This is a genomic window from Heyndrickxia sp. FSL W8-0423 (assembly GCF_038009395.1).
GTDB classification, from domain to species: Bacteria; Bacillota; Bacilli; order Bacillales; family Bacillaceae_C; genus Heyndrickxia; species Heyndrickxia sporothermodurans.
This window is the reverse complement of record NZ_JBBPBE010000001.1, coordinates 2255049-2280709: the sequence shown is the minus strand read 5'-3', so window position 1 is coordinate 2280709 and position 25661 is coordinate 2255049. Positions and strand designations below refer to the sequence as shown.

At 35.4% G+C, this 25661-nt stretch carries 25 protein-coding genes; 14 read left to right on the top strand and 11 right to left on the bottom strand.

All coding sequences use genetic code 11. The features are described from left to right. Positions 1-68: 68 nt before the first annotated feature. Entirely contained in the window at positions 69-923 is an 855-nt protein-coding gene (locus MKY81_RS11535; protein WP_341117849.1) for a YitT family protein, read from the bottom strand. A 123-nt stretch (positions 924-1046) separates the two neighbouring features. Between MKY81_RS11535 and MKY81_RS11530 the strand changes: the two genes are divergently transcribed. The 5 genes from MKY81_RS11530 (at position 1047) to MKY81_RS11510 (ending at position 4490) form a co-directional block, all read left to right on the top strand. Continuing rightward, the gene (locus MKY81_RS11530) at positions 1047-1904 is read left to right on the top strand and encodes a DegV family protein (RefSeq protein WP_341117848.1); all 858 of its coding nucleotides are present in this window, start codon (positions 1047-1049) and stop codon (positions 1902-1904) included. Positions 1905-1960: 56 nt separating this feature from the next. Further along, positions 1961-2092 carry a DUF3941 domain-containing protein gene (locus tag MKY81_RS11525; protein ID WP_084347787.1) on the top strand — a complete coding sequence of 44 codons (132 nt, stop codon included), beginning with the start codon at positions 1961-1963 and terminating at the stop codon, positions 2090-2092. 127 nt (positions 2093-2219) lie between these two features. Then, the gene (locus MKY81_RS11520) at positions 2220-2786 is read left to right on the top strand and encodes a hypothetical protein (RefSeq protein ID WP_108071806.1); all 567 of its coding nucleotides are present in this window, start codon (positions 2220-2222) and stop codon (positions 2784-2786) included. Between the two features lie 67 nt (positions 2787-2853). After that, the gene (locus MKY81_RS11515) at positions 2854-3345 is read left to right on the top strand and encodes a YajQ family cyclic di-GMP-binding protein (protein ID WP_066234072.1); all 492 of its coding nucleotides are present in this window, start codon (positions 2854-2856) and stop codon (positions 3343-3345) included. A gap of 860 nt (positions 3346-4205) precedes the next feature. Next, positions 4206-4490: a hypothetical protein gene (locus MKY81_RS11510; protein ID WP_066234068.1), complete on the top strand. Its 285-nt coding sequence runs from the start codon at positions 4206-4208 to the stop codon at positions 4488-4490. 109 nt (positions 4491-4599) lie between these two features. Here MKY81_RS11510 and MKY81_RS11505 read toward each other — a convergent pair whose 3' ends face one another. Beyond that, on the bottom strand, positions 4600-5109 hold the full coding sequence (locus MKY81_RS11505) for a GNAT family N-acetyltransferase (protein WP_066234065.1): 510 nt from the start codon (positions 5107-5109) through the stop codon (positions 4600-4602). A gap of 49 nt (positions 5110-5158) precedes the next feature. Here MKY81_RS11505 and MKY81_RS11500 point away from each other — a divergent pair, with 49 nt between their 5' ends. Further along, on the top strand, positions 5159-6022 hold the full coding sequence (locus tag MKY81_RS11500) for an SDR family oxidoreductase (RefSeq protein WP_066234062.1): 864 nt from the start codon (positions 5159-5161) through the stop codon (positions 6020-6022). Between the two features lie 29 nt (positions 6023-6051). Here the strand turns inward: MKY81_RS11500 and MKY81_RS11495 are convergent, their stop codons facing one another. After that, on the bottom strand, positions 6052-7548 hold the full coding sequence (locus MKY81_RS11495; protein WP_108071812.1) for an alpha-amylase family glycosyl hydrolase: 1497 nt from the start codon (positions 7546-7548) through the stop codon (positions 6052-6054). Between the two features lie 185 nt (positions 7549-7733). On the opposite strand from MKY81_RS11495, the gene MKY81_RS11490 reads away from it, so the two are divergent. After that, on the top strand, positions 7734-8297 hold the full coding sequence (locus MKY81_RS11490) for a DUF2777 family protein (RefSeq protein ID WP_108071814.1): 564 nt from the start codon (positions 7734-7736) through the stop codon (positions 8295-8297). Positions 8298-8343: 46 nt separating this feature from the next. Here MKY81_RS11490 and MKY81_RS11485 read toward each other — a convergent pair whose 3' ends face one another. The 3 genes from MKY81_RS11485 to MKY81_RS11475 form a co-directional block, all read right to left on the bottom strand. Continuing rightward, positions 8344-8721, bottom strand: coding sequence for a YisL family protein (locus MKY81_RS11485; protein ID WP_108071815.1), 378 nt, complete (start codon positions 8719-8721; stop codon positions 8344-8346). A 74-nt stretch (positions 8722-8795) separates the two neighbouring features. Continuing rightward, on the bottom strand, positions 8796-9692 hold the full coding sequence (locus tag MKY81_RS11480) for a fumarylacetoacetate hydrolase family protein (RefSeq protein ID WP_341117847.1): 897 nt from the start codon (positions 9690-9692) through the stop codon (positions 8796-8798). A 29-nt stretch (positions 9693-9721) separates the two neighbouring features. After that, on the bottom strand, positions 9722-10888 hold the full coding sequence (locus tag MKY81_RS11475) for a DUF418 domain-containing protein (protein ID WP_235598356.1): 1167 nt from the start codon (positions 10886-10888) through the stop codon (positions 9722-9724). Between the two features lie 132 nt (positions 10889-11020). Between MKY81_RS11475 and MKY81_RS11470 the strand changes: the two genes are divergently transcribed. From MKY81_RS11470 to MKY81_RS11445, 6 genes are all read left to right on the top strand, one after another. After that, complete coding sequence (locus MKY81_RS11470) at positions 11021-11242, top strand: spore germination protein (RefSeq protein WP_066234043.1); 222 nt, start codon at positions 11021-11023, stop codon at positions 11240-11242. 24 nt (positions 11243-11266) lie between these two features. After that, complete coding sequence (locus MKY81_RS11465; RefSeq protein ID WP_084347785.1) at positions 11267-11479, top strand: spore germination protein GerPB; 213 nt, start codon at positions 11267-11269, stop codon at positions 11477-11479. A 49-nt stretch (positions 11480-11528) separates the two neighbouring features. After that, positions 11529-12143 carry a spore germination protein GerPC gene (gene gerPC, locus MKY81_RS11460; protein ID WP_066234040.1) on the top strand — a complete coding sequence of 205 codons (615 nt, stop codon included), beginning with the start codon at positions 11529-11531 and terminating at the stop codon, positions 12141-12143. Continuing rightward, entirely contained in the window at positions 12133-12309 is a 177-nt protein-coding gene (locus MKY81_RS11455; protein ID WP_066234037.1) for a spore gernimation protein GerPD, read from the top strand. The genes gerPC and MKY81_RS11455 overlap by 11 nt, the downstream gene beginning before the upstream one ends. Next, positions 12309-12683, top strand: coding sequence for a spore germination protein GerPE (locus tag MKY81_RS11450; RefSeq protein ID WP_108071817.1), 375 nt, complete (start codon positions 12309-12311; stop codon positions 12681-12683). The genes MKY81_RS11455 and MKY81_RS11450 overlap by 1 nt, the downstream gene beginning before the upstream one ends. A gap of 77 nt (positions 12684-12760) precedes the next feature. Then, the gene (locus tag MKY81_RS11445; protein ID WP_066234028.1) at positions 12761-12982 is read left to right on the top strand and encodes a spore germination protein; all 222 of its coding nucleotides are present in this window, start codon (positions 12761-12763) and stop codon (positions 12980-12982) included. Between the two features lie 78 nt (positions 12983-13060). Here the strand turns inward: MKY81_RS11445 and addA are convergent, their stop codons facing one another. The 5 genes from addA to MKY81_RS11420 all read right to left on the bottom strand — a co-directional run bounded on the left by addA (position 13061) and on the right by MKY81_RS11420 (position 24509). Continuing rightward, positions 13061-16831 (bottom strand): helicase-exonuclease AddAB subunit AddA, encoded by a 3771-nt coding sequence (gene addA / locus MKY81_RS11440; RefSeq protein ID WP_108071820.1) that lies wholly within the window; start codon positions 16829-16831, stop codon positions 13061-13063. Next, the gene (gene addB, locus MKY81_RS11435; protein WP_341117846.1) at positions 16828-20310 is read right to left on the bottom strand and encodes a helicase-exonuclease AddAB subunit AddB; all 3483 of its coding nucleotides are present in this window, start codon (positions 20308-20310) and stop codon (positions 16828-16830) included. Before addB ends, addA begins: the two co-directional genes overlap by 4 nt. Positions 20311-20665: 355 nt before the next feature. Next, entirely contained in the window at positions 20666-22075 is a 1410-nt protein-coding gene (locus MKY81_RS11430) for a sigma-54 interaction domain-containing protein (RefSeq protein WP_108071824.1), read from the bottom strand. 94 nt (positions 22076-22169) lie between these two features. Further along, the gene (locus tag MKY81_RS11425; RefSeq protein WP_108071826.1) at positions 22170-22955 is read right to left on the bottom strand and encodes a 3-hydroxybutyrate dehydrogenase; all 786 of its coding nucleotides are present in this window, start codon (positions 22953-22955) and stop codon (positions 22170-22172) included. A gap of 111 nt (positions 22956-23066) precedes the next feature. Beyond that, the gene (locus MKY81_RS11420) at positions 23067-24509 is read right to left on the bottom strand and encodes a GntP family permease (protein ID WP_066234013.1); all 1443 of its coding nucleotides are present in this window, start codon (positions 24507-24509) and stop codon (positions 23067-23069) included. Positions 24510-24953: 444 nt separating this feature from the next. On the opposite strand from MKY81_RS11420, the gene MKY81_RS11415 reads away from it, so the two are divergent. Beyond that, positions 24954-25622, top strand: a complete 669-nt coding sequence (locus MKY81_RS11415) for a hypothetical protein (protein WP_107920877.1) — start codon at positions 24954-24956, stop codon at positions 25620-25622. The last annotated feature ends 39 nt before the right edge of the window (positions 25623-25661 follow it).

Below are 25661 nucleotides of genomic sequence, written 5' to 3'. Positions count from 1 at the left end.
TAATAAGTATTGAGAAAAACACAATTAACTTTTTCAATTGTAACTTTCCTTCCTCCATAGTTTACTTCTTAATCCTTTCGAAAGAAACCAAAAATTGCAGTTGTTTGAACAATATTTGTAAAGGCTTGTGGGTCAACGTCTTTGATAATGTGTTCTAAATCATACAGCTCATATCTCGTAATAACAATCATCAGCATTTGCCGTTCTTCATTTGAGAATGCCCCTTTTACTGGAATCATCGTAATTCCTCGAACCAATTTCCCATGTATGGCTTTTTTCAGTTCGTCCGGTTTTTTTGTAACAATCATAGCAGTAAGCTTCTGAAACCGTGTGTGAATGGCATCAATTACCCTCGTTGATGCATATAATGATAAAAGCGTGTACAATGCTTTATCCCATCCATATACAGCACCTGCTGTTATGATAATTCCTGCATTGAGGATAAAAAAGTAATTTCCGACCGGTTTATCCTTCATTCGTGATAAAACCATTGCAATAATATCTAGGCCTCCAGTAGATGCACCGAACTTTAAAGTAATTCCGACCCCGGCAGCGGAAATAACCCCTCCAAAAATGGAATAAAGCAAAATATCGTTAGATGATTTCTGAATTGGGATGATTTCTAGTAAGAGAGACATAAATATAACTGATATAAAACTGTATAATGTAAACATTTTACCGATCTTTCTCCACCCTAAAATAGCGACTGGAATATTTAATAGGAACAATAGTAATCCAGTTGATACGTTTAATGGAGTAAATTGAGTGATAATTTTCGATAATAATTGAGCAATTCCTGTAAATCCACTTGCATAAACATTCGCTGGTTTTAAAAAATAATTCATTGCAAAGGCATTTAAAATAGCCCCAATAAATACGATAACAAGTTTTTTAATATGCTCCGAAAGCGAATCGATTTTCATAAGCGGCCTCCTTCTCATTATTGATTTACCCAATTCTCTAAAGTTCATACTGAAATGATTGTGATTTTCCCCGAAAATGGTAAACTGAATGTGAAATTATCTTTTCATTAAGGGGTGAAACAAATGACTGTAAAACTATTTGCTGATAGTGCAAGCGATATGCCACTATCCTTTTTTGAAGAAAACCAAGTTGCTTTAATTCCTCTACGCGTATACATAGATGGCACAGAATATGAAGATTTGAAAACAATTGATCCTACACAAGTATTTCAAGAAATTAAAGCAGGTAAAATGCCAAAAACATCTCAGCCAACTCCGGAGGATTTTCATAAATTATTTACTGAACTGGCAAAATCAAATGAATCAGGAATTTATATAGCTTTTTCATCCGCATTATCAGGAACATACCAAACGGCCGTAATGGTTCAGGAACAGGTAAAAGAAGAATATCCCGAATTAGATTTAACAATCATCGATACGAAATGCGCTTCCGTCGGATTTGGTCTTGTTGTGAAAGCTGCTGCTGATTTAGTAAAGTCCGGAGCATCTAAAGAAGAAATTATCGAGGATATCCAGTTCCGATCTCAGCATATGGAGCATTTATTTACTGTTGATGATCTTGACTTCCTAGCTAAAGGCGGTCGTCTTTCGAAAGCATCTGCCTTCTTAGGCGGGCTATTGAATATTAAACCCCTTCTGCACGTAGACGACGGGAAACTAATACCAATTGAAAAACATCGTGGAAAGAAAAAACTTCTTAAAAGAATGCTTGACGTAATGGAAGAAAGAGGGATTGATTTAGAAAATCAACTAATTGGGATTAGCCATGGTGATGATGAGCAATCGGCACTTGAATTAAAATCATTGATTCAAGAACGCTTTGGTACAAAAGATTTTTATATTAATATTATCGGTGCTGCTGTTGGCTCCCACGCGGGACCAGGGACACTTGCTCTCTTCTTCTTAAACGCAAAAAAATAGCGTTCATATTCTTCTTTCAAAAGGAAAAGCTATACTTTGAAAGGAGAATGACGTTAATGCCACATACATCTGATAATGATAAAAAAGCAAAAGACAATAATGCACTAAGACATGAAAAAAACATGCAAAGAGAAAAAAATCGCCAAGCAGGGAAAAATCAATACTCGAAGAAAACGGATCATTTATAGAAAAAACAAGGCATATCTCGCCTTGTTTTTTCTTTTTCCAATGCCTACCAATCGTAATATAATTATACATATAAATATTTAACTATTAATCATTTGTTTATGCTTGTTAGCGAGCTGCTCAAATCAAGTGGAAACCGCAAAGAAAAACACAATAAAACCTGCAAAATTAACAAAATCAGAATCAAGCTTGCTAAAGGCGGTTGGGATAGAAAAACAATTTATTTTTGATGTTCAATTAGCCCAAAGATCGTCATATTTGGAATATTGGGTGGATCATTATGAAAAAGGAAAAAAAATTGAGTCCTTATCAAAAGGTACAACTGATACCGAATGGAGAAAAAAAGATAAAAACAAAAAATATAAAATCATCTTTCATAAAGCAACAAATCCTGATGAAGGAAAAAAGTCAGAGGACTTTTTTATCTCTGTAATTGATGATAGTGGATATACAAAAATGGACTTTGAAGTACCTGTTTCTAAACAAAATAGGGGAGCGTTATCGGTCGCTATACAGGAAAGCAAACAATTACAAGTAGGGAAACCAATAACAGTCGGAATGATCATCGAATCGAAGGATGGAAGAATAGAAGCACAAGATATTTCTCACTATAACTCAAACGCTGAAATAGAGAAAAAAGTAAAAAAATATGACCAAGCGTATTTCTTTAGAGTGAAATTACTGGCGAACAAATGAATGGTTGGACTTTCCACTTATAATTTGATATTTTCTAATTAAACTTTACGTAATTGGGAGGATATTCATGGCAAAAGATAGTTCGTTTGATATTGTATCAAATGTTGATTTCTCTGAAGTGACCAATGCAATTAATTTGGCAACGAAGGAAATTCAAACTCGTTATGATTTTAAAGGCAGCAAAAGTGAAATCAGTCTGGATAAAGAGGAATTGGTGCTCGTTTCAGATGATGAATTTAAAATGAATCAATTAAAGGATGTTCTCTTTAGTAAATTAATTAAGCGAGGCGTACCCGTTAAAAATCTTGACTATAGCAAAATAGAAAAGGCTTCAGGAGGTACTGTACGCCAACGTGCGAAACTTATTCAAGGCATTGATAAGGATAACGCAAAAAAGATTAACGCCATCATTAAAGATAGCGGCGTAAAAGTAAAAAGCCAAATTCAAGATGATCAAATTCGTGTAACCGGAAAAAGCCGAGACGATCTACAAAAAATAATTGCAGCTATCCGTGAAGCAGACTTTCCGATTGATGTTCAATTTGTAAATTATAGATGAGATAAAAGAATGGGTAATTCAACTAACGGGTTCGGAACGTGGGAAGATAACATTAAAAAACATACCAAATGTGGACACAATTCCTGATGGTTTAAGACTCCGTTCCGGATATAAGTGAAAAATTACATTTTAGGAACAAATATAATAATAGTAAACACCACTAGATCAATTTAGATGTCTGGTGGTGTTTTATTGAAATAATTAGCCGCTTTGACTATTTCCCAAGATCCGATGACCAAAGGGAACTAGTTGTCATAGCGAGAGAATGCCTCCCAAGATCGGAATTCAAATGGGACTTGGTCGTCATAACGGGAGAATGCAGCCCAAGATTAGTATTCAAAAAGGGACTTGGTCGTCATAACGGGAGAATGCCTCCCAAGATTAGAATTCAAAAGGGAACTTGGTCGTCATAACGGGAGAATGCAGCCCAAGATTAGTATTCAAATGGGAACTTGGTCGTCATAGCGAGAGAATGCAGCCCAAGATTAGTATTCATAAAGGGACTTGGTCGTCATAACGGGAGAATGCAGCCCAAGATTAGTATTCAAATGGGAATTTGGTCGTCATAGCGAGAGAATGCAGCCCAAGATCGGAATTCAAATGGGAACTTGGTCGTCATAGCTCTCAAGTGTAGGTACAAATTATCATACCCGTAATTGGGAAGTACTGATCCTAACTACTCGTTCAACAGCCCTAAAATCGCGACTTACTTATTTAGGTTATAAAATTTTGTACTAAAATAGATTATAAGTAAATGGCTTATTCAGCAAACAAGCCATCAAAATAGGATAACTGACCTTTTAAAATATATTTTTAGAAAAATGTTCATCTTAAATAAAAATATAATGGGGGAAATAATTTTGTGGTTAATATTAGGACTTATTGCCATAGTAGCAACTTTTATAAATCTTTATATGTATAAAACAGGAAAAGATTATAAACTTGCGATGGCAATGGGATTATCATTTACAGTATTGACACTCTGTGCAGAACATAGCCTTGTATCTAATTGGGTAAAAGGTGAAGATTGGTCAGCTTTATTGGATGTTGTACCTACTATGGAAAAGGCATTATGGTTTTTGACAATTGTTTCTATCTTACTAAATATAGTACCTATACTTTTAGAATTAAAAAATAAAAAATAATTACTTATTGTCGCATCATTTACTCCTGTAGCGTAAATAACGGTCTAAGTTTCCAAAGACAACAAGGAGGAAATATACTTTTTTCCTCCCAATCTTTAAGCTAGGTGGCCTATTTTACAAACCTAGACATTAGTATTTCATCAACATACGTGCCATCCTCAAATTTGATATGTCTTTTCTTTCTCCCCTCCTCAGAAAAGTCTAATGATTTATATAAATAAATCGCTCTTTCGTTATGGGAAAATACTTCTAAAGATACTTTTTCGATCATTGGATGATTTTCAGCCCATTCAATCATATAATTCAGCATTTTTCTTCCAATTCCCATATTCCAATAATCTTTTTGAATGCTAATGCCAAACATACAATTATGACTTACTCGTTTCCGTTGCGAACGAGAAGCATTTAAAAAACCCACGATTTTACCATTCACTTCACAACCCAATAATAGATTTCCTAAGGTTGATTGTTGGATGATCCATTCCCGTTGCTTCTCTACGTTTAATACAAATTCCTCCGGAGTTGTTAATAAGAACGAAGATTGGGTAAACACTAATTGAGTGTGATGAAGAAGAGCTTCAGCGTCTTCTCTATTTATTTCACGGATAGAAATATCCATTTGCACTCCCCCCTTTCTATCCTATTTTAGCAAATGAAGGAGTGATTTGATGAATAATCAACCAAAAAAAACGATGCCAAAACAACATCAAAATCAGCAGCCAGGAATTGAATCAGAAATGAATCCACTTCCTAAATCAATTGATCCCTCATATAAAGGAAGCGGGAAACTTCAAGGTAAAGTTGCCATTATTACCGGTGGTGATAGCGGCATAGGAAAAGCGATTGCTATTTATTTTGCTAAAGAAGGCGCTGATGTCGCCATTTGTTACTTAAACGAAAATGAGGATGCATCAGCAACAAAAGAATTAATTGAAAAAGAAAATAGAAAATGCTTACTTATTCCCGGTGATGTGGGTGAAGAAAAACATTGTCAATCCACAGTGAAGCAAGTGATTGATCATTTTGGTCACATCGATATTTTAGTTAATAATGCCGGGGAGCAGCATCCGCAGCAGACCATTTTAAATATAACGTCCAGTCAGCTATTGAAAACATTTCAGACTAATATTTTTTCATACTTTTATATGGTACAAGCATCTCTTCCTTATTTAAAAAAAGGGAGCTCCATTATTAATACAGCTTCCGTAACAGCATATAAAGGTCATAAAACATTGATCGATTATTCTGCAACAAAAGGGGCCATTGTTTCTTTTACAAGATCATTAGCTCTCTCATTAGCGAGTAAAGGAATTCGGGTAAATGGAGTGGCGCCAGGTCCTATTTGGACACCGCTCATTCCTTCCACATTCACAGAAGATGAAGTAGAAACATTCGGTTCCAACGTTCCGTTATCACGGCCAGGTCAACCTTATGAACTTGCGCCTACCTATGTTTATTTAGCGTCCGAGGATTCAAGCTATGTATCCGGTCAAATTTTACATGTTAACGGCGGAACGATTGTCAATGGGTAAACATCAAAAAACCTGCCACAAGGCAGGTTTTATTGTATTTTTTTCTGTTTTCCACGCTTCCAAGCGATAAATAAAAAGGCAAAAAATACGATCCAAATAAGAACTAAAATTGCGATAAACATAAAGTTTATGCCTGTTTTCTCAACAACATTATAGATTTCGGAAGTTTCTCTTTCGAAGGCTAGCTTAAACGTTCCATTTTCTGCTCGGACGACACCGCCGCTAATTAATCCTCGTAATTCCTCTTTATCATTCTGCAATTGATCTTTAGATAACTTAATCACTTGCGTTTTGTCTGTATTATTTATACCGATAAGATTGATTTGATCCTTATATTGTCGTTTGAAAACGACCATCCCATTTTTTTCATAGAGAATTTCCATTGATCCCTTTGTCAATGCCGGTTGTTGCTGACGAATTTCACCAATCATCGTAATATAATCAATCAATTCTTTTTCTGTCCTGAAATTCATCATTTTACGATTTTCGGGTACTCCGCCACTATCCTCAGCTATTTCAGTTCCGTAATAAACAATCGGAATTTCAGGCTGAGTATATAAATATGTTAATGCTAATTTCCATCTAGTACCCGGAAATTGTTTGTTTATCACCATATCTCTCGTATATCTTTTCATATTATGGTTATCGAAAAAAGCGCCCATTAAGGAAGGTTGATCAAATTCTTTTCTATTGTCAGCTTCAATGGAAAGTACTTTTTTAAGTGATTGATTAATAGTTGCAAATGAATCACGTAAAGGCTGATTTAACCGAAAATCCAACGTCCCATCAATCCCAGCCTCTTGGTATTGCTTCACTAATTTACTGTCTTTAGAATTGACTTCACCTAATAAATAGAAATCTTTTTTAACTGATTTCACACTACTAGAAAATTGCTTCCAAAATTGTGTCGGCGATTGATTTGCATTGCTTAGTAAATACCCATCAATATCCGTTTTGGTAACCCACCATTTCGCCGCATCAATGAGATATTGATTTACTTCCGAATTTGTATGATCAAATGAAACTAATTGATCATTTGTTTTCCCGGAGAACCAATTCTTCTTCTTTGGATCCTTAACTATAGAACTACTTGCACTTACTTGATTCGTTGGAAAATCAATGATAATCTTCATCTTTTTCTTATGTACTTCACTAACTAATTTTTTAAACTCATTGATGGTGCCAAAGTGGTCATCCGTTTTATAAAAGTCAGTAATCCGATACCCATCATATCCCCTGTCATCATTTTTAAAGATAGGTGTAAGCATTACTGTTGTAAAACCTTGATCTTTAATAAAATCTAATTTATCAATAATACCTTTAAAATCTCCACCTTGAAAGCCTACTGGATCAAGAACTTTTACGTTACGATCATTTGTCGAGTCGCCATTATTATATCGATCAACCATTAAAAAATAGATTGTCTCATCTTGCCAGTTTCGTTTTACTTTTTCAGCAGCATTCGCCGGAACAGTTTGAAAAAGTAAAATGAAAATGAAACAAAATGCCAAAACTTTTTTCAACATTTTTCGTCCTCCTAATTATTCCTCACGAAATAAGATTATCCTTTCTCGTTTATCACGTCAAACTGATTCAAATGAATCTAAGAAAATATCTAAAAAAGTTTGAAATTTATATGACATATATTATGTATGAAATTCCTTCTGTTTGTCTAAAACGATGTTAGATGATGATGAATGGAGGTAATTTGTTGGATCAATTGCAGAGATTACAATTAATAGAGCACCAATCCCGTGCCTTTTTAGAGGGAGACATTGAAAATATCAATGATCAATGGGTATTTTTTGATAACGAAACAGATGAAGCAACCATGTTGGAACACTACGTTAATCAAGAAATAGAGGTTTATTATCATCATAAATGGATGAAAGGTAAATTACATCCGGATGGTCGGATTCTACATAGAAATGAAACAATCTTTCTTTTAGATAAAATGAAACTGAGGATTAGAAAGCAAATTTTGTTCTCATTTGAAATGCTCCTTGATGAATTAAGTGATGATATATTTTTCCACTTCATAAATACATTAAATTCACTTGAGTTTTCTGTTTATGATTGCATATTTAGTCATAACCATCTTTCTTTTTTAGATTCAAATGATAAGAAAAAAGGTGTTAATATCCTTATTTTTGATAATGGAGAGGTTGTTCTTGCTGTACATCATCATTTTCATCATGAAGATAAAAAAGAAGATCGTTTTGAATTTACTTTAAGTACCGGAAAAAGAGTAATTATAGATAAAATGCAAAAATAAAAACGAGGGATTCCTCGTTTTATTTTTATCATATTAAGATGATTTACTATTTTCCAAACGGGTGTAATCCCATTGGAAGTTTGACAAATCCTAAATAAAGAACAATAGCGAAAAAGATAATAAACAATAACCAGAAAATACCGGAACTCTTTCCTTTTTTCATACGTGATAAGACCATTTCCATCATACCAATAACTAATAGCCCGCCTAACAATTTCATTCCATATAATGCTGGACCATAAGCAGATTGGAATTTAAAGAACAATATTCCACCTGTAATAATGATTAGTATGTAGAATAACCGTAAAATCATATTTACAATTTTGGCGCCCTTTGTTTTACCACTTTTATATAGGGCAGCAGCAATGATAAATAATATAATGCCAATCACCCATGTTGTTACATGTGCATGTGTAGTGTACACGTTTATGTCCTCCTCAAATAATCATATTTTTCTTATCGTATCACATATAAACCAGTTAAGAAATAAATACTGGTTTATTGTACCTTATTTGTCAAAGTTCCAATCCCTTCAATACTTATTTCAATCACATCGTCTTTTTTCAAGAAAATAGGCGGCTTGAAACCTTTACCGACACCAGCTGGAGTTCCTGTTGCAATAATATCCCCCGGCTCAAGTGTCATTCCTTTGGAAAGTGTTGATATAATCTCCTCTATTGGAAAGATAAAATGTTTCGTATTCGAATTTTGGCGGATTTCATTATTCACCTTCGTTGTGATATTTAATTGATTGGCATTATTAATTTGCGAATGGTGAACAATCCATGGTCCGATAGGGCAAGACGTATCTAAGCTTTTTCCAATAAAAAATTGTTTATGGCGATCTTGAAGGTCTCTTGCCGTGATATCGTTTAAGATGGTATAGCCAAATACATGTTGGAGTGCGTTTTCCCTTTTAATATTTTTTCCTCCAACACCAATAACAACAGCTAGCTCCCCTTCATAGTCAAGTTCATTTGTAATTTCTGAATGTGCGTCAATCGGTGATAGATGACCAGTCACAGCTGTTGGAGCTTTCGTAAAGACCATCACATGTGCCGGAATATCTGCTTCACTTCCCATTTCAATCGCATGATCTCGATAATTCTTTCCAACACACATAATGTTTTTCGTAGGATGTGGAATCGGTGAAAGCCAAGTAATAGAATCACTTTTTACTAAAAAAGTTTCCTTTTCTTTCTCTAATTTTCTTAATGCCCTATCTACTTCAGCAACAAAAGAATCTCCTTGTTTAATCCCCTCTATAAGGGTAAGCGGTAAACTAAAATTTTCTTTATTTTCAACAACTGATGAAAGATTTAATATATCATTTGTTTGTTCATCAATCACACCATATTGTTCAATGCCATTCCATTCAAAACTAACAAATTTCATTTTCCAATCACCTCATCATAATTATTAACTTAGACACTTTTTCCGTATGTGAAATACCGCCAAATTTTTTCCAATGGTCCATATTTAAACTTCATAAACCAAATTTCCGCAAGTACAACTTGAATGATAAATATTCCTATTGCTAATAACATACTTGTTCCCAGTGTAAGTTTACTATATAATCCTAAACCATATCCGTAAAAAATGAACGTTCCAACAATAGATTGGGTAATATAAATTGTTAATGACATTCTCCCAGCTGCCGCGAATGGTTTCAGTAATCTTCCAGTCCATTTATACGACATGAACAGAGCAATTATCGCTACATATGCAAAACTAAGAATGGTGCCCCCTAATGATTGTTCAATATACTTAAACGCAAGATTGGAATCAACAAACATAGGCAGTGATTTCAGGAATAGACCTAAAGGGAGAGATATAATCAAAATGAATAACCATTTCTTTCTTTCGCTTTGCGCACTTTGTAACCATTTTAGTTTAGCGGCACCAGCTCCAATCATCATTAACGGAATGACAGAAAAAAGGATAAAGATTATATTTGAAGATCCGTTAACCAGCATCCAATCCTTAAATCTTTGGACGGTAATATTCCAATAATTACTCGATGAATATATATCCATAGATTTTGTGAGATTCATAATATCAGTATACATGCTCATATCCTGAGAAGACACTAAAGTTATGATCATAAGATACAAACTAAAAAACAGATTAGGAATGACAAACAGAGACAAACCAATAATCATAAGAGATTTCCCGGATAATTTCAGCAAAAAAATTAATATGAAACCAAATATAGCATAATTGATTAGGACGTCGCCTGACCAAATCAAAAAAGCATGGATAATTCCGATAATTAATAAAATAAAAAGTCGTTTTACGGCAATTTTCTTAAATTCACCCCCCTTTTCAATTGTCCGATTTCTAATTAAAACTAACCCATAACCAAACAGCATAGCAAAGATTGGATAGAAGCTAGCTTGTACAAATAATTCAATCCAATTGTATAATGATTGATCTGTTCCTTGCCACCATTCTTTTGGATTATAATATAATATTGGAGATTCATAGGACATCATATTAATGAGAAATATCCCCAATAAACTAAATCCACGTAATCCATCTAACGAAGAGATCCTTTCGAAGAATTGGGTTGGGTATAACTTATTTTCCATCATGTCACCATCTTAATAAAATTTTGTTCTTCTTTTTATTTTACAATGACTTCATAATTTAGGCGAATGAATCACATTTCAATCGATTACTCATATGATATTTTATAAATTATTTTAAGGATGTGAACGGTCATGCCTGCAATCGTCGGCGCCGTTCAAGTTATGAACATTGGTTCGAGCGGTGTTTTTCATATCGGTGATGTTTTTCAACTTACTCCCATTTCAACTGCAAAAACATTTGCAGGAGCTGGTTCATTTAATACAGGAGAAACTTTAGCCATTCAGAATTATCAATCCGCAACAAATACGTTTGATAATGATGGCATCGATCAAGGAATTAATTTTAATGTGTGATAGCCATTTTAAACAGGTGATTATATGAAAATTAGTGTGCAACAAACGATACAAATACGCATGATTAAAATTGGTGGAATATCCAATGCATCTGTTTTCCAAATTGGTACAGCAGGAATCATTAAACCCGCTGCCTACCTATATAATACCGGATGCTTTACAGAACCCGCACCTGTGATTAGTCATGCACAAGGTACAGAAGGCATCCCTCCATTAGTCGTTCCATTTAGGAATTGATGGCTCAAGTTCCGTCGGATTGTAGAACACCAAAAAGGGAGGTTTTCAAATGATCGATTACAATAGACAAATCCAACAATTGTATCAATATATCCAATACCAGCAAAAAAAAATTTCCCAATTTGAAAAAACATTAGAAAACTTAACTAAAGATATACAATCTCTAAAAGAAAAGCCACCTATAAATGTTGAACGTCTAGAATATAAATTTGACCAATTAAAAATTGAAAAACTTGATGGCACTTTAAATATTGGGGTTAATCCCGCCGACTTAAATAGTATTGAGGATATGGACGTTCCATCCTCACCAATGCCGCAAGCCTTTTTAATGAACCCGGCCTTTAAACAAAACCTATTAGAAAGGGTAAATCAATATATTAGTAAAGACCTAAATTCAGTCATCCATGAAACAGAAGATCAATTAGGCTATAGGCTTGATACGCAATATCGCGATTTCATCATTGCTGATTTGCAAAAGCAAATTCCACAGCGAATCGATTATTTTATTAATATACTAGCTGGGGAAAATCACAAAAATGAATCCCAGGAAGAAGTATTGAATCAACTTTTTGCAAGAATGAAAGCAGATATTGATCAAGCGGTTTATATGTTTATATCAAAGTTACCTCAAAATATGAATGGAGATGATCCGAATGGAGCTTAATGTGGTAAATCGAGATATTAATGTTGAAAATGTACGGATTATTGGGATAGCAAGCTCATCATTATTCTTAATTGGTGATGCTGAAACGATTCAACAGGCAGCCACCTTTGACACGCCTGCTGAATCACTAATAATTGGCCCTTTAACCCCATTTGTTCCGAAATAATGTTTAAATCGAATCGAAGCTCGATTGTCAACCAAGTAAAAATTAATGATATATTTTATGCATCAAGTTTCAATATTGGAGATTCATCGTATATTAATGCCTTTGCAAAGGTTTTTGCCGTTCAAAGGGAGCAAGAGCTATTTTATGGATTTGAAGCAGATTACGAAGACTTCGCCAATTTCAAGGAACTAATTCCACTCCCACCAATTACAGAAAAATTACAATTTAACCGCTTTAATGCGAATCCTACTATTCACGTGTCAAAAGTGAGAATTATCGGGATCTCCACAAGTTCTATTTTTCAAATTGGAAACACGAAAAGAGCATATCTAGAAGCAAGAGTTCACCATACTCGACAGCTGGAACATAGGTAGGAAAACAGACACAAAACATCATCTCTATCATAAACTATAATAGTAAATTATTTTCTTTATAAAAAGGATGTTGTCTCATGCCTGCTATCGTCGGAGCTACACAAATTGTAAATGTTGGTGGCAACGGTGTTGTACATTTTGGTGATACCGCGGTTATTTCTCCTAAAACCAGTACAAAAGCATCTAGTGGATCGGGATCTACAAATACTGGTGCCCTCTTCTATGTTGCTAATGGATTTAGTATCAATCCTACCATTGACACCAATTTAGTTGATCAACCGATTGCGGGAAATAACTAAGTAAATGTGGAGGACAATAAAAAATCGGCGCAATGCCGATTTTTTTACGTTTTTATTGAAGTGAATAGTAGCTAAAGCCTACATTTTTATTAAGTGTCCACCATCAAAGAAGTATAGGTACTTCCCCGCAACTTCTTTTTTCAATATTTGCTTTAATGCTTTTTCGTATATATCAATTTGGACTCTGTATCGATTTTCGAGGATCGGCTTTGCTTCCTCAAATCCACCTTTATATCGATCATGAATCCCATCTGTTTTATAATCAAGGAGATAAATCCCTTCATCGTTTTCAATGATACAATCAATTACCCCTTGAACGAGAATCGTATCATCATTCAATTGATAATCTGAATAGATGTCCTTATCCTGAATGGCCATACTAAAAGGAACTTCCCTTTGGATATTGTTCGCCGCTAACATCATTTTTCCGATTTCTTGAGAAAAAAGGGACAGAATTTGCTCTATATTTATCACTTCAATTTGTTCTGCTGTTAATAACTCTTTTCTTTTCATTTCCTCTAACAATTCTCTGATGCTATCGGCTGTAGGTGTTGCATTTAACGGTAAATGTTGCATTACCATATGCATGGCCGTTCCTCGTTCAGCAGGAGATAATGATTTTTCTCTCATAAAGCGAGGACGGTTAAAAATTGGTTTATTTACTTGTCTTAATAACTCAGTACTCGCTGATGCATCCCGAATTTCATACAAACGTTTAATTTCTGAAACGGATTGTTTTGAACGTTTACTTGTTGACTCTTCATACGGATATTTATATGCTAGTCGATCAAATATCTCGTTCTTTTGTGAAGAGCTAAAATTAACCGTTTTGCCTTCCTTTACATTTTCAAGCCATGTATCATCGTTTTCTAGGTCTTCCACAGGGCTTTCAACAAGACTTGATTTGTTAATTATTTCGATATGCCAACGAGACATATGATTAGTAATGTCTTCAGGAATAAGTGGATTTCTTTCTACATTCGTAAGTCCAAATGTTTCACTTTGTTCGTGTCGAATGATCGCAGGGCCAATCCAATCTAAATAATTGGAAGCTCTTGCTCGAAGGCTATCCTTTAAAAGCCAATCCGTATGTCTTAACGTTTTTCCCCAGCGATTCAATGATTTCTCCGCATTTTTCAGGGAGCCTACGAGATATAGCTTTTCCTTCGCCCGCGTTAATGCAACATAAAGCACGCGCATTTCTTCTGAGATAGTTTCTAATTTCTTCTTTCTCTTTAATGCTAGTTGTGGCAAAGAAGGATAGGTAATTCGTTTCGCTATATTCACATATTTTGTTGCAAATCCTAATTCTTTATCAAATAAATAAGAATGATTGATGTCCATCATATTAAACTTTCGTGATAGTCCAGCAACAAATACCACCGGAAATTCTAATCCTTTACTGGAGTGAATGGTCATTAATTTTACAACATCTTCTTGCTCACTTAGTGCCCTTGCTGTCCCTAAATCATCCCCTCGCTCTTGCATTTTCTCAATAAAACGAAGAAAACGGAATAAGCCACGAAATGATGTTGCTTCATATTGTCTTGCCCGATCATAAAAGGCACGCAAATTCGCTTGTCTTTGCTTTCCTCCAGGCAGTCCACCAACAAAATCATAGAAATGGGTGTCGCGATATAATTGCCAAATAAGTTCAGATAGGGCTCCTTGGCGTGCCAAACTTCTCCAATCATTTAGTTGATTAATAAACATGCTAAGCTTTTCATGAAGTTCCCCATTTTCAGGGGTTGGCTTTATTATCGTGAAATTTTTTACCGCCTCATAAAATGTTCCGTGCTTGGAATGAATACGAATCGTAGATAATTCTTCTTCGTCTAACCCACAGACAGGCGAACGCAAAACGGACGCAATCGGAATGTCTTGATATGGATTGTCAATCACCTTTAATAAGGAAAGCATGATTGATATTTCAGTTGCATCGAAATAACCTGTCCGGAGATCCGCATAAATCGGAATTCCTTCAAGTTTAAACTGCTCCATAATTTCCGGTGCCCATGGCATGGATCGTAAAAGAATAACAATATCACGATATTGAATAGGACGGTAACTTTTAGTTTTCGGATTATAGACGGGCACTTTTTCCGCTATTAAGTGTTTAATTTTTCTCGCCATATAACGAGCTTCCAGTTGCGATTGTTCTAACTCTGTACGATCAAATTCATCTGTATTATTTTCAGTGTCCTCTTCACTTTCCGATTGTACACTTTCATCTGCCTGATCAATTAGGACAAGCTCAACAGGATAGTCTTCATCTTCCGGATATGCTGCACCTTTCACAAGCTCCGCTTGTGAATCATACTCAATTTCTCCTACCTTCGTACCCATTATTTGTTTAAATAAATAATTCGTCCCTGCTAACACTTCTAATCTACTTCGAAAATTTTGCGAAAGATCAATTTTTAAACCAGTATTTTCTCCTTCAGAGGAGAAACGATTATATTTACTTAAAAAGAGATTTGGTTCCGCCAATCGGAAGCGGTAGATGGATTGTTTGACATCACCGACCATAAAAAGATTCCCATCATAATCACCGTCCGTTGTAACAAGCTTTAATATCGTTTCTTGGACCATATTCGTATCTTGATATTCGTCAACAAGTACCTCCTTAAATTGCTTGCGATAGGCAAGTGCTGCAACAGAAGGTTTAGGGCTTTCCATATTTGATTCGGAATCCATTAATATTTGAAGGCAATAATGCTCTAAATCCGAAAAGTCGACTAATCCTTTTTCTTTTTTTATATTTGTAAAACGAATTGCGTATTTTTTGGTAAGCTCGATAAGTGAAGCGATAACATCCTTCATCTCATACATATCTTTTAGAAAACTTTCCGGCTTCCGTGAAAAAAACTCTTCTTTTAACTTTTCTAACCCCTTTTTTGCAGCTTTTCTTAAATCATCCGCCTCTTTGACAAGTTGTTTATCAAAGTCGTCCCCCCTGCAGCTTTTTGCACGGGTGAAACTCCAGGCATTCATTTCATCGTAAAGATCTTGCCAAGACAATTCACTTGCCTGTAATAAACGATCCACAATAGCGATATCATTCAAATAATTTTCTGCACGCGGTGCAGGTCCGGCAGGAAGCTTAGTCATCTCATAGGCTTCCTCAAGTGATTCTTTCGCGCCTTGTAATTGGAGTTTGATATCAAAAAGCAATATGTTTATAAACGGGAGGTTTTCAATTTTTGTTGCTTCATCGACATGATACATCGTTAGTACATCATCTAACCACTTATCGGGAAAAGGATGAGAGCGTGAGAATTCATACAATTTTTGGATTAACTCTTGTAATGCAGAATCGCTACGGTCATTCGTAAATGTATCAACAACTTTAAAAAATGACTCATTATCTTCTTTTCCATACTCATCCTCAAACAATTCGTCAAGTACTTCATCCCTTAATAGAACAGCTTCAGTAGAATCAGCTATTCTAAAGCTTGGATCAATATCTATTAAATAATAATATTTTCGTATCACTTCCAAACAGAAGGAATGAAGGGTTGATATCGATGCTTTGTTTAAGAGACTGAGTTGACGTCGCAAGCGGCTAGAACTTGGGTTTTTAACAATTTCCTTTTCAATTGCTTCCCCTATTCGATGTCTCATTTCAGCTGCAGATGCATTCGTGAATGTAACAACCAATAATTCATCAACGTCTATCGAGTCTTCATCGTCAATAATTTTTTTTATCATTCTTTCTACTAATACTGCCGTTTTCCCCGATCCCGCTGCTGCAGCGACTAATATATTTTGGTCCTTTGCATAAATGGCTTTCCACTGGTCATCTGTCCATGTTACATCCTGTGGCTTAGATGGTATGAATGTTTTCATTGATTTACCTCCTCTCTCATGCGCGCTAGAATTTCCTCCGGTTTACTTGGGGTTAGTACTCTGTAATCATTATCTTCTAATGACTGGTCAAATTGACAAACCGATTTGAATGAACAATATTCACACGGTGTTTTCTTTTTAAGCTTGTACGGAGCAATATCGACATTTCCAGATGTAATTTCATTTCCCGATTTCTTATATCGATTTCTAACATAATGACTCATCAGCGAGAAATCCTTTGCTGAAGCGACCTGTGAACGCGCTGATAAGGAACCATCTTTTTTGATTTCGGCGGCAACGATTTTTGAACTTCCCGTCTCTAATGTTTGATCCATTAACTTTATAACATCCGGATCCTCTACTAACAAACCTTTCATTTTAAATCTTTTAAAAATCTCCTCATCGATCTCATCCATTGTTAAAATTCGATTACTGTTAATAATCGGATTGTGCATATGAAAATATAACACACCAGCCGGTAAGCCTTCTGTACCGATTAAATTTTTTGAATGGGTTACGACAATATCCAAATAAGTCAGCATTTGCAATGCCAAACCATAATATACTTCAGTTAAATCCAACTCCCGTGGGCTTGATTTATAATCAATAATTCTTAAATAAACGCCATTTTGATCTTGGGCTTTGTCCACCCGGTCAATTCTTCCTTGCAGTTCCATTTTTGTTCCATTTTTTAAAGTAAACGATAATGGCGGCAAGGCGGCTTTCGGTCCAAATCCAAGCTCCATCCCAATAGGAGCAAATCCACTAATTTTAGCATGCTCACTTAATATGAGCGAAGCCCTTCCAATGACTTGTTCAAGCTTACGTTTAATATAATGATGACGATTCGAGCTTAACAATATTTGATGCTGAAGTCTTGGTGACAAATATGCTACTGCTTCTTTTGCTAGATGTAGACATTGTTTTTCCGTAAGATTCGACCAGGTAAATCCATTTTTTTGAAGATTATCTGAAATCCATTTTAATGCACCATGGAATAGATCACCGATACCTGGTGCCTCAAGCTTAAATATTTCTCGTTCACGAAGTCTTAATCCGTGGGTTGTAAAATGTGCAAATGGACAGGAATGAAAAAGCTCCATCCTCGAAACACTGGCTAATATCGTTTCACCATATAGCTCCTTACTCGTTTCTTCCGAAAGTTTCTTTGCATGATTTTGATAAAAGAGGCTCGATAATACATGTTTAGCACGCTGTTTCTGGAATAAATCTTCAAAATAAAAATTGTAAACATCCCACCACATATCGGCAACAGGGTACTTTCGTATTTTTAATTGCAACTGTGATGTTAAAAAGGCAATCGCCGAATTTGGATGTGAGATGTAATCAATTTGCTCCTCATCCATTAATTCGGAAGGATCATTTACGATCACTTTCTCGTTCAATTTTGGAAACATTTCTTTCATTCTTTTTATATACGGAGATGGTAGAAGTGCTTTTCCCTCCTCATTTGCAATTGGGTACGATAGATATAATTTCTGGGAAGGTGTTGTGAATGCTTTATAGGCAATAAATTCCTCATCAAGTAATCTCGTTTTGCTGCTCGATGCGATTTTCATTCCATTATTTATTAACTCTTCGCGATCGGAATCAGCTAATACACCTTCCTCATTGATTTTGGCAGGCATCACACCATCATTTAGGCCGATGATGAATGCAACTTTTATATCCGATAACCGCGATTGCTCAAGATTTGCAACTATTACCTGATCAATAGCCGGCGGAACAATGGAGAACTCCATCGCTTCAATTCCCGCATCCAAAATAGTTGCAAACTTCTTTATCGTTATATTTTCATCATCAAAAATTTCCACAAACTGATCTAATAACTCCATCACCGCATTCCATGCTTGATCATGTTCCCCGGCAGACAATAAGTTACCTTTTTCCTCCGCTTGATTTCTTAGCATTTCAAGCTTTGCAGGAATTTGCAACTCTTCTAAAAATAAATACAGTGCCTCACATAATTCCCTTCCGTTTACCCCTTTGTTCATTCTTTTTGATAGTTTAACAATCGGATTTGTAATTAATAAACGTAGATCATTAATTTCTTGTTCCATTTCCTTTTCTTTGTCCGTTTGTATCGTATGTTCCATCTCTAACCCTCGGAATCTACGATAACTCCAGCGATCTTTACTTGTCCATTTCGATCCTTGGATTCCGTATGCGAGTACATAATTTTCGAGCATGTCCATCTTTTCTCTAAGTCTTCCGGAATGCTGATTTAAAGGAAATAACAAATCCGTTTTCACCGCTCGAAACACAGCTTCATACCGCCAAGACCCGGTAATAATTTCTAAAACAGAACGAATGAGTTCAATCAAAGGATGATTTAACATTGATCGCTTTTGATCAATGAAATAAGGAATATGATGATCAAAAAAACAAGTTTCAAGTAACTCTTGATATTCGTGACCATTCCGAACTAAAACAGCTATGTCCTGATAACGATACTTGTTTTTTCTTACGAGCTCACGAATTTCTCGGGCTATTGCTTCAATTTCAGCCCTTCGATTGACTGCCTGAAATAGCCCAGCTTGAGGTTCATACTCGTAAGGTTGTACAGGAAGTGTTTCAAAATTTGCTTCCAAATAGGCTAAACTCTCATCTTTATAACGAACTAATTGTTTTAAAACAATATTTTCTTCTACTTCCACCCCATTCACAGTAGACATCTCTACTAATGTTGAATAGGTTTCACCCGTCATTCTAAATAAATGCAAATCGTTTGGTAATTCGTTACGGAACGGTCGATCTAATGTCAATGCGATTGTTACACGTTTACAAGCTTTCATTAGTTGTCCAATAACCATATATTCTTGTGGTGTAAAACTATGAAAACCGTCGATATAAATCTCCGCATCTTGTAAATAATGAGAGGATTGGATTGATTCTGCAAGTAAATTTAAATAATCATCCGAATCAATGTATTTATTTACTAGTCTCTTTTCAAAATCATGATAAATTAATTGTAAATCATGCAATTTATCCGCAAGCACCTTGGATCCATTCGTCTCCATTTCTTCTCGCTTAACGACGATGTCTTCCGGATGTATACAATATCGTTTGAATTCTGTTAACATCATTTCTACATGATGAATGAACCCTGTTTTATCGGCAGCTCTTCCAAAAAGTTTTAATTCATCTTTTTTATCCTCAATGATTTTTCGAATTAACATATTTAATCCTTCATTTGTAATATGCATTCGATTGAATCCACCTGTTTCTTGTAAAATTCTCCAGGCGAGTCGAGAAAAGCTAAACACTTGTGCACGGATCATTCCCCCTAATCCTGGGGTTTTGATTAAGCTATATTCAGATAAAAAAGTCATTTGATCAGGGACTAAATATATTATGGGTGTGCCATTAGGATTATCATATAGATTGGTTCGAATTTCCTCATTAATAAACCTTGTTTTGCCCGTTCCAGAACGACCAATGACAAAGCGAACAGACATAATTTCATCTCCTACTTAAACTCGTATTCTTCTATTATAATATATCTTCTCCCATTTTTTCATGGATGAAATAACTGGCAGCACAAAGACCGTTCCTTTCCGCTACAGGAACCTGCTTTCCGCGGGGAGGAAGTCGAGCCTCCTCGGCGCACGCGCCTGTGGGGTCTCGACTTTTCCTCTATGTCCCGCAGGAGTCAGGTTCCTTCCGCTCCAATCCACTCTGCGTGTTCATATTTGTTAAATACAATGACCTAATCACCTTCATACTGATCAATAGCAACAAAGTTTGCGAAAACAGCCTATAGATAAAAAAAGGAGTTAGTCCGGCAATTGTTGGACTACTCCTTAAGTATGATTATTTAATATTATATTGTTTACATTTATCATATAAACTAGTTTTCCCTATTCCTAATAACTTTGAAGCTTCAAGTTTATTTCCGTTACTCAATTGTAAAGCGTTTATAATTGCCTGCTTTTCTACTAAAGATAAAGTTTCCTTCAACGTTGGGAAACTATCCGAATGATTATTGTAATCGACATACACTTTTTGTTTTTCGGATAGAAAATGACCATTTTCGCGTAAATATAACGGTAAATGAACAATATCAATTGTGTTTCCCTCTAATACATTAACAGCTCTTTCCAATACATTTTCTAATTCACGGATATTTCCTGGCCAATTATGTTGTTGAAGCTTTGAAATAACACGATTGGTCAGGTTTATTCCGTGTTGATGAAACTTTTTTTCAAGCTTTTTCAATAAGTACGTCGCTATATACGGAATATCTTCTTTTCTTTCGCGGAGAGGTGGAATTTCCAATTTAATCACATTTAACCGATAATACAAATCTTGCCGAAAAGTGCCTTCTTCAATCATCTTCTCTAGGTTTCGATGTGTCGCTGCAATAATTCGTACATCAATTGTCTTCGGCTTCTGACCTCCTACCCGCTCAACTTCTCCTTCTTGTAAAACCCGCAAAAGTTTACTTTGCATCGATAAAGGCATATCTCCAATTTCATCTAAAAATATAGTACCGAAATTAGCAAGCTCAAACTTTCCTCTTTTTCCACCTTTTTTAGCTCCGGTAAAAGCACCCTCATCATAGCCAAAAAGTTCGGATTCCAATAAATGCTCTGGTATCGATGCACAATTAATTCGAACAAAGGGGAATTGCTCTCGAGAACTATTTTGATGGATAGCATGAGCAAATAATTCTTTACCTGTACCGGATTCACCTGTTAATAAAACCGCTGAGTTGCTGACCGATATTTTTTCAGCCATTTTTTTTGCTAGCATAAATTTCGAACTTGTACCGATAATATCAGAGAATTTATATTTACTTTTTAGTCCATTTTCATAATTAAGTTTGTAATAATTCAACTCTTCTAAAAGGGGTTGGATTTTTTTAGAGTAATCCCACCATTCTTGTTGATTACGAAATAATACCGTTCCTACTGCACCTACCAATTCTCCTTCAACAAAAAGAGGATAGCGGTTTGCTATCATTTCCCCACCTTTTATCGGCTGTATCGCGGACAATTCTGCTTGTCCTGATTTTGCAACAATATGCATTCGGGAATTTTCGATAATATTTTGTACTGGCTGATTGATAGCATCTTCAGCTTTGATTCCCAGGAAGTCACAATAACCTGAATTTATATAGCGTATCAAGCCGTTCGAATCAACTACTACAATTCTCTCAGCTGCTAGATTAATAATTTCTTCTAACCATTTATATGGGAGATAATCAAATCCAAATTGCATTATAAACTACTCCTCAAAATTTTCTTATTATAAATTATTATAACAAAAGGAGAGGAATAACTTACGGTATTTTCTAACAATTAAGACAGGAATATTACTGTACGGTATATCCGCCATCCAAAACGATTGCTTGCCCTGTAACTCCTTTCGCTTTATCACTGCTAAGAAAGACAGCATAATCAGCTATTTCAGACACATCTAGAAGTCTCTTTTGGGGGACAAGCGGATAAATAACGTCTTCAATGACACGTTCGAAAGGAACATTTCTAGTTTTGGCGAGGTCTTTTAATTGATTTTGAACTAAAGGAGTGTCAACATATCCAGGACATAGTGCATTAACTGTAATCCCGTGTTCTGCACCCTCTAAAGCCGCTACTTTTGTTAACCCAATCACTCCGTGCTTTGCACTATTATAAGCAGCCTTTCCAGCAAATCCGATTAATCCATTAATTGAGGACATATTTATGATTCTTCCAAATCCTTGTTCTTTCATTATCGGAAATACATGCTTAATTCCAATAAACGGAGCAGTTAACATAATTTTCATAAGCAGCTCAAATTTTTCAGTCGGAAATTCTTCAATTGGTGATACATGCTGTAAGCCTGCATTATTGACTAAAATATCAACCTTTCCAAATGATTGTACCGTTTTCTGAATAGCTTCTTTAAATTCCTGTTCATTTGTTACATCACATGAAAGAGCTATAGCTTCATAGCCTTTTTGTTGAAAAACTTTAATCTCACCTTCACTCTTCTCTTCATTAATGTCAGAAATAACGACTTTTGCTCCTTCTTCCGCAAAGACTTTAGCAATTTCCAATCCGATTCCACTTGCTGCTCCTGTAATAAAGGCAACTTTTCCATCCAATGTTTTATTCATTTTACTGTTCCTCCTCATGTTGTATTTTCTTATTGTAATAATAATGACCAATGAATCTTTTTTTAAAAGATTCCAATGAATCTCTCTAATAAAGATTCATTGGTTAGCTTTCTAGACAAGTCCTGTTAACGTGTAAAGAGCGATAACGAAGAATACAGCTAGGGTTTTAATAATCGTAATTGCAAAAATATCCCGATAGGATTGTTTATGTGTTAATCCAGTAACAGCAAGTAAAGTAATGACTGCTCCATTATGCGGAAGTGTGTCCATTCCTCCAGATGCCATTGAAATAACACGGTGCATAACTTCAGGAGGAATATTAAATTGTGCTATAGCCGCATTGTATTTATCAGCCATCGCACTCAAAGCAATCCCCATACCACCTGATGCTGATCCTGTAATCCCGGCTAGAGACGTTGTCGTAACAGCACCGTTGACTAACGGATTAGTAAACGTATGTGAGATTCCATTACTAATTGCTGTAAAACCTGGCAATGCAGCAATAATCCCGCCAAAACCATACTCTGCTCCTGTATTCATTGTCGCTAACAGAGCACCGCCAATACTCGTATTAAGACCCGATTTAAAATTAACCTTCACACGGTTCCAGTCATAAAGTATCGTTGCTACTATCCCTACGACTAATGCCATTTCAACAGCCCAAATCGCTACGACTGCTGAAACATCTACTTTTCCGAAGGCATCTAAACCAATAGCTGAAAAATCAAATCCGTTAGGGTACCATTTGGGAATAAAGATAGTAAAAACTTTATTCATGACACCAACTAATACTAATGGAACAAATGCAAGTATTTGACGGCTCAGCGAAGTTTGCGAACTGAGGTCAGGACCTGCTTCTGCTTTCATATTTGCAGCGGCATCATTTGCAGCCGCTAATTCCTCATTATTTACCCCAAAATACCCTTCACCAGCTCTTGCAGCCTTTTTTCTTCTAGATTCTAAATACCAAAGACCTAAAACTAACACAAAAATCGTTCCGATAATCCCTAGAATTGGGGCTGCGTAAATATCTGTTTTAAAAAATGTTGTCGGTATAACGTTTTGAATTTGCGGTGTCCCAGGTAGGGCGTCCATCGTAAATGCGAATGAACCTAATGCGATTGTTCCAGGAATTAAACGCTTCGGTATATTTGCTTCACGGAATAAATGGGCAGCGAATGGATAAATCGCGAATACAGCTACAAATAAACTTACCCCGCTATATGTTAAAATAGCCCCTAATAAAACAATTGCAAAAATGGCCCTTTTTGCGCCAACAATTTTTACAATTGTCTTTGCAATGGATTCAGCTAAGCCGGACATTTCTACCACTTTTCCAAAAATAGCTCCGAGTAAAAAGACAGGAAAATAGGATTTAATAAAACCAACCATTTTCTCCATAAATACATTTGAAAAGAATGGCAATACGTGACTAGGATCGGTTAGTAAAACTGCAAACAACGCACAAATTGGTGCAAATAAAATAACTGAAAAACCACGGTAAGCCACAAACATTAACATCCCAAGCGCTAAAAGAATAATAATAATTTCCATACCTATCCCCTTTATTTTTTATTATTGGTAAACGCTTACAAAAACCTTTATAATCTAATCCCTCCCTAAAAAATAGTATTCTCTTTTTTAAAGATGCAATATTTGTGCCAAAAGAAAAAATTTTAAAATAGTTCACTAAATATCTATATTTTAAAGCTTTGTTATGCCATCTTGTTTACGTCTATTAAACTATGTTTTCCGCAATACCGGAAAATGAAAAAAATATATTTCCCGAAAGGCGGAATTTTCCGTAAATGTGGAATAAAAGAGATTCTGCTATATTATTTACGAAAATTCCAGTTATAAGCTTTAAACTGTTACATAATGGCGATACGCTATTCCCTCATTCTGCGGAAAAGTATGATATCATATACACTTAGGTTATACCTATCAATTTTCTTAGCATTTTAATTATTTAAAAGCACTGAAAGGAGAGTATAATACGTGAAACTGTATCAAGTAAGAAAAGGGCAATTTGTATATTTTAACAACGAATTGCACAGGGTGTATTCTGTGAAGCCTATGTACAAACAGTCCGTCCATCTTGTCAAGCTAAAAGATTTGACACAGCATTTAACGAATGCCTCGAAAGTTGAAAGATATAAACCGATGCATCTTGACAGCTTTATTTTCAATAATAAGCCTTTTACACTACATAAGGAAAAAAAAGCTGAAGAAGGGGACTATATCTTAATTACAAACCCAAATCCCGATTACCTTGACCACTACTCATTAAACGAAATTGAGATTGTGTCATCTGTTGAAACCAAAGGGGTTATTACCACTAAATCTAACGGGATCAAACATAATGAATATTTATTAATGGTTCCGGGCCGCGATAAGAATTCTCACCCGATTGATTATTTAGATAAAAATAAGGAAGATAGTGATGTAAATATCTCCGATCAATCTCAACCTGCAAATAGTTTCAAAGGTGAGATGCCAAATATCGGTGATGTATATAGAAAACGCAGCGGCAATCATTTCATTGATGCGATGGTCGTTGCGATCAACGGTGGAACGATCTTTTTAGGGAACAATTTAGAAGTCTCATTAGAAGAGTTAACCGATAGTGAAAGATGGGAGTTCCAATATAGTCTCTTAGAAGATTGACGATGGTATGAGACATGTTGTGAACTGCAAAAGTTTGAA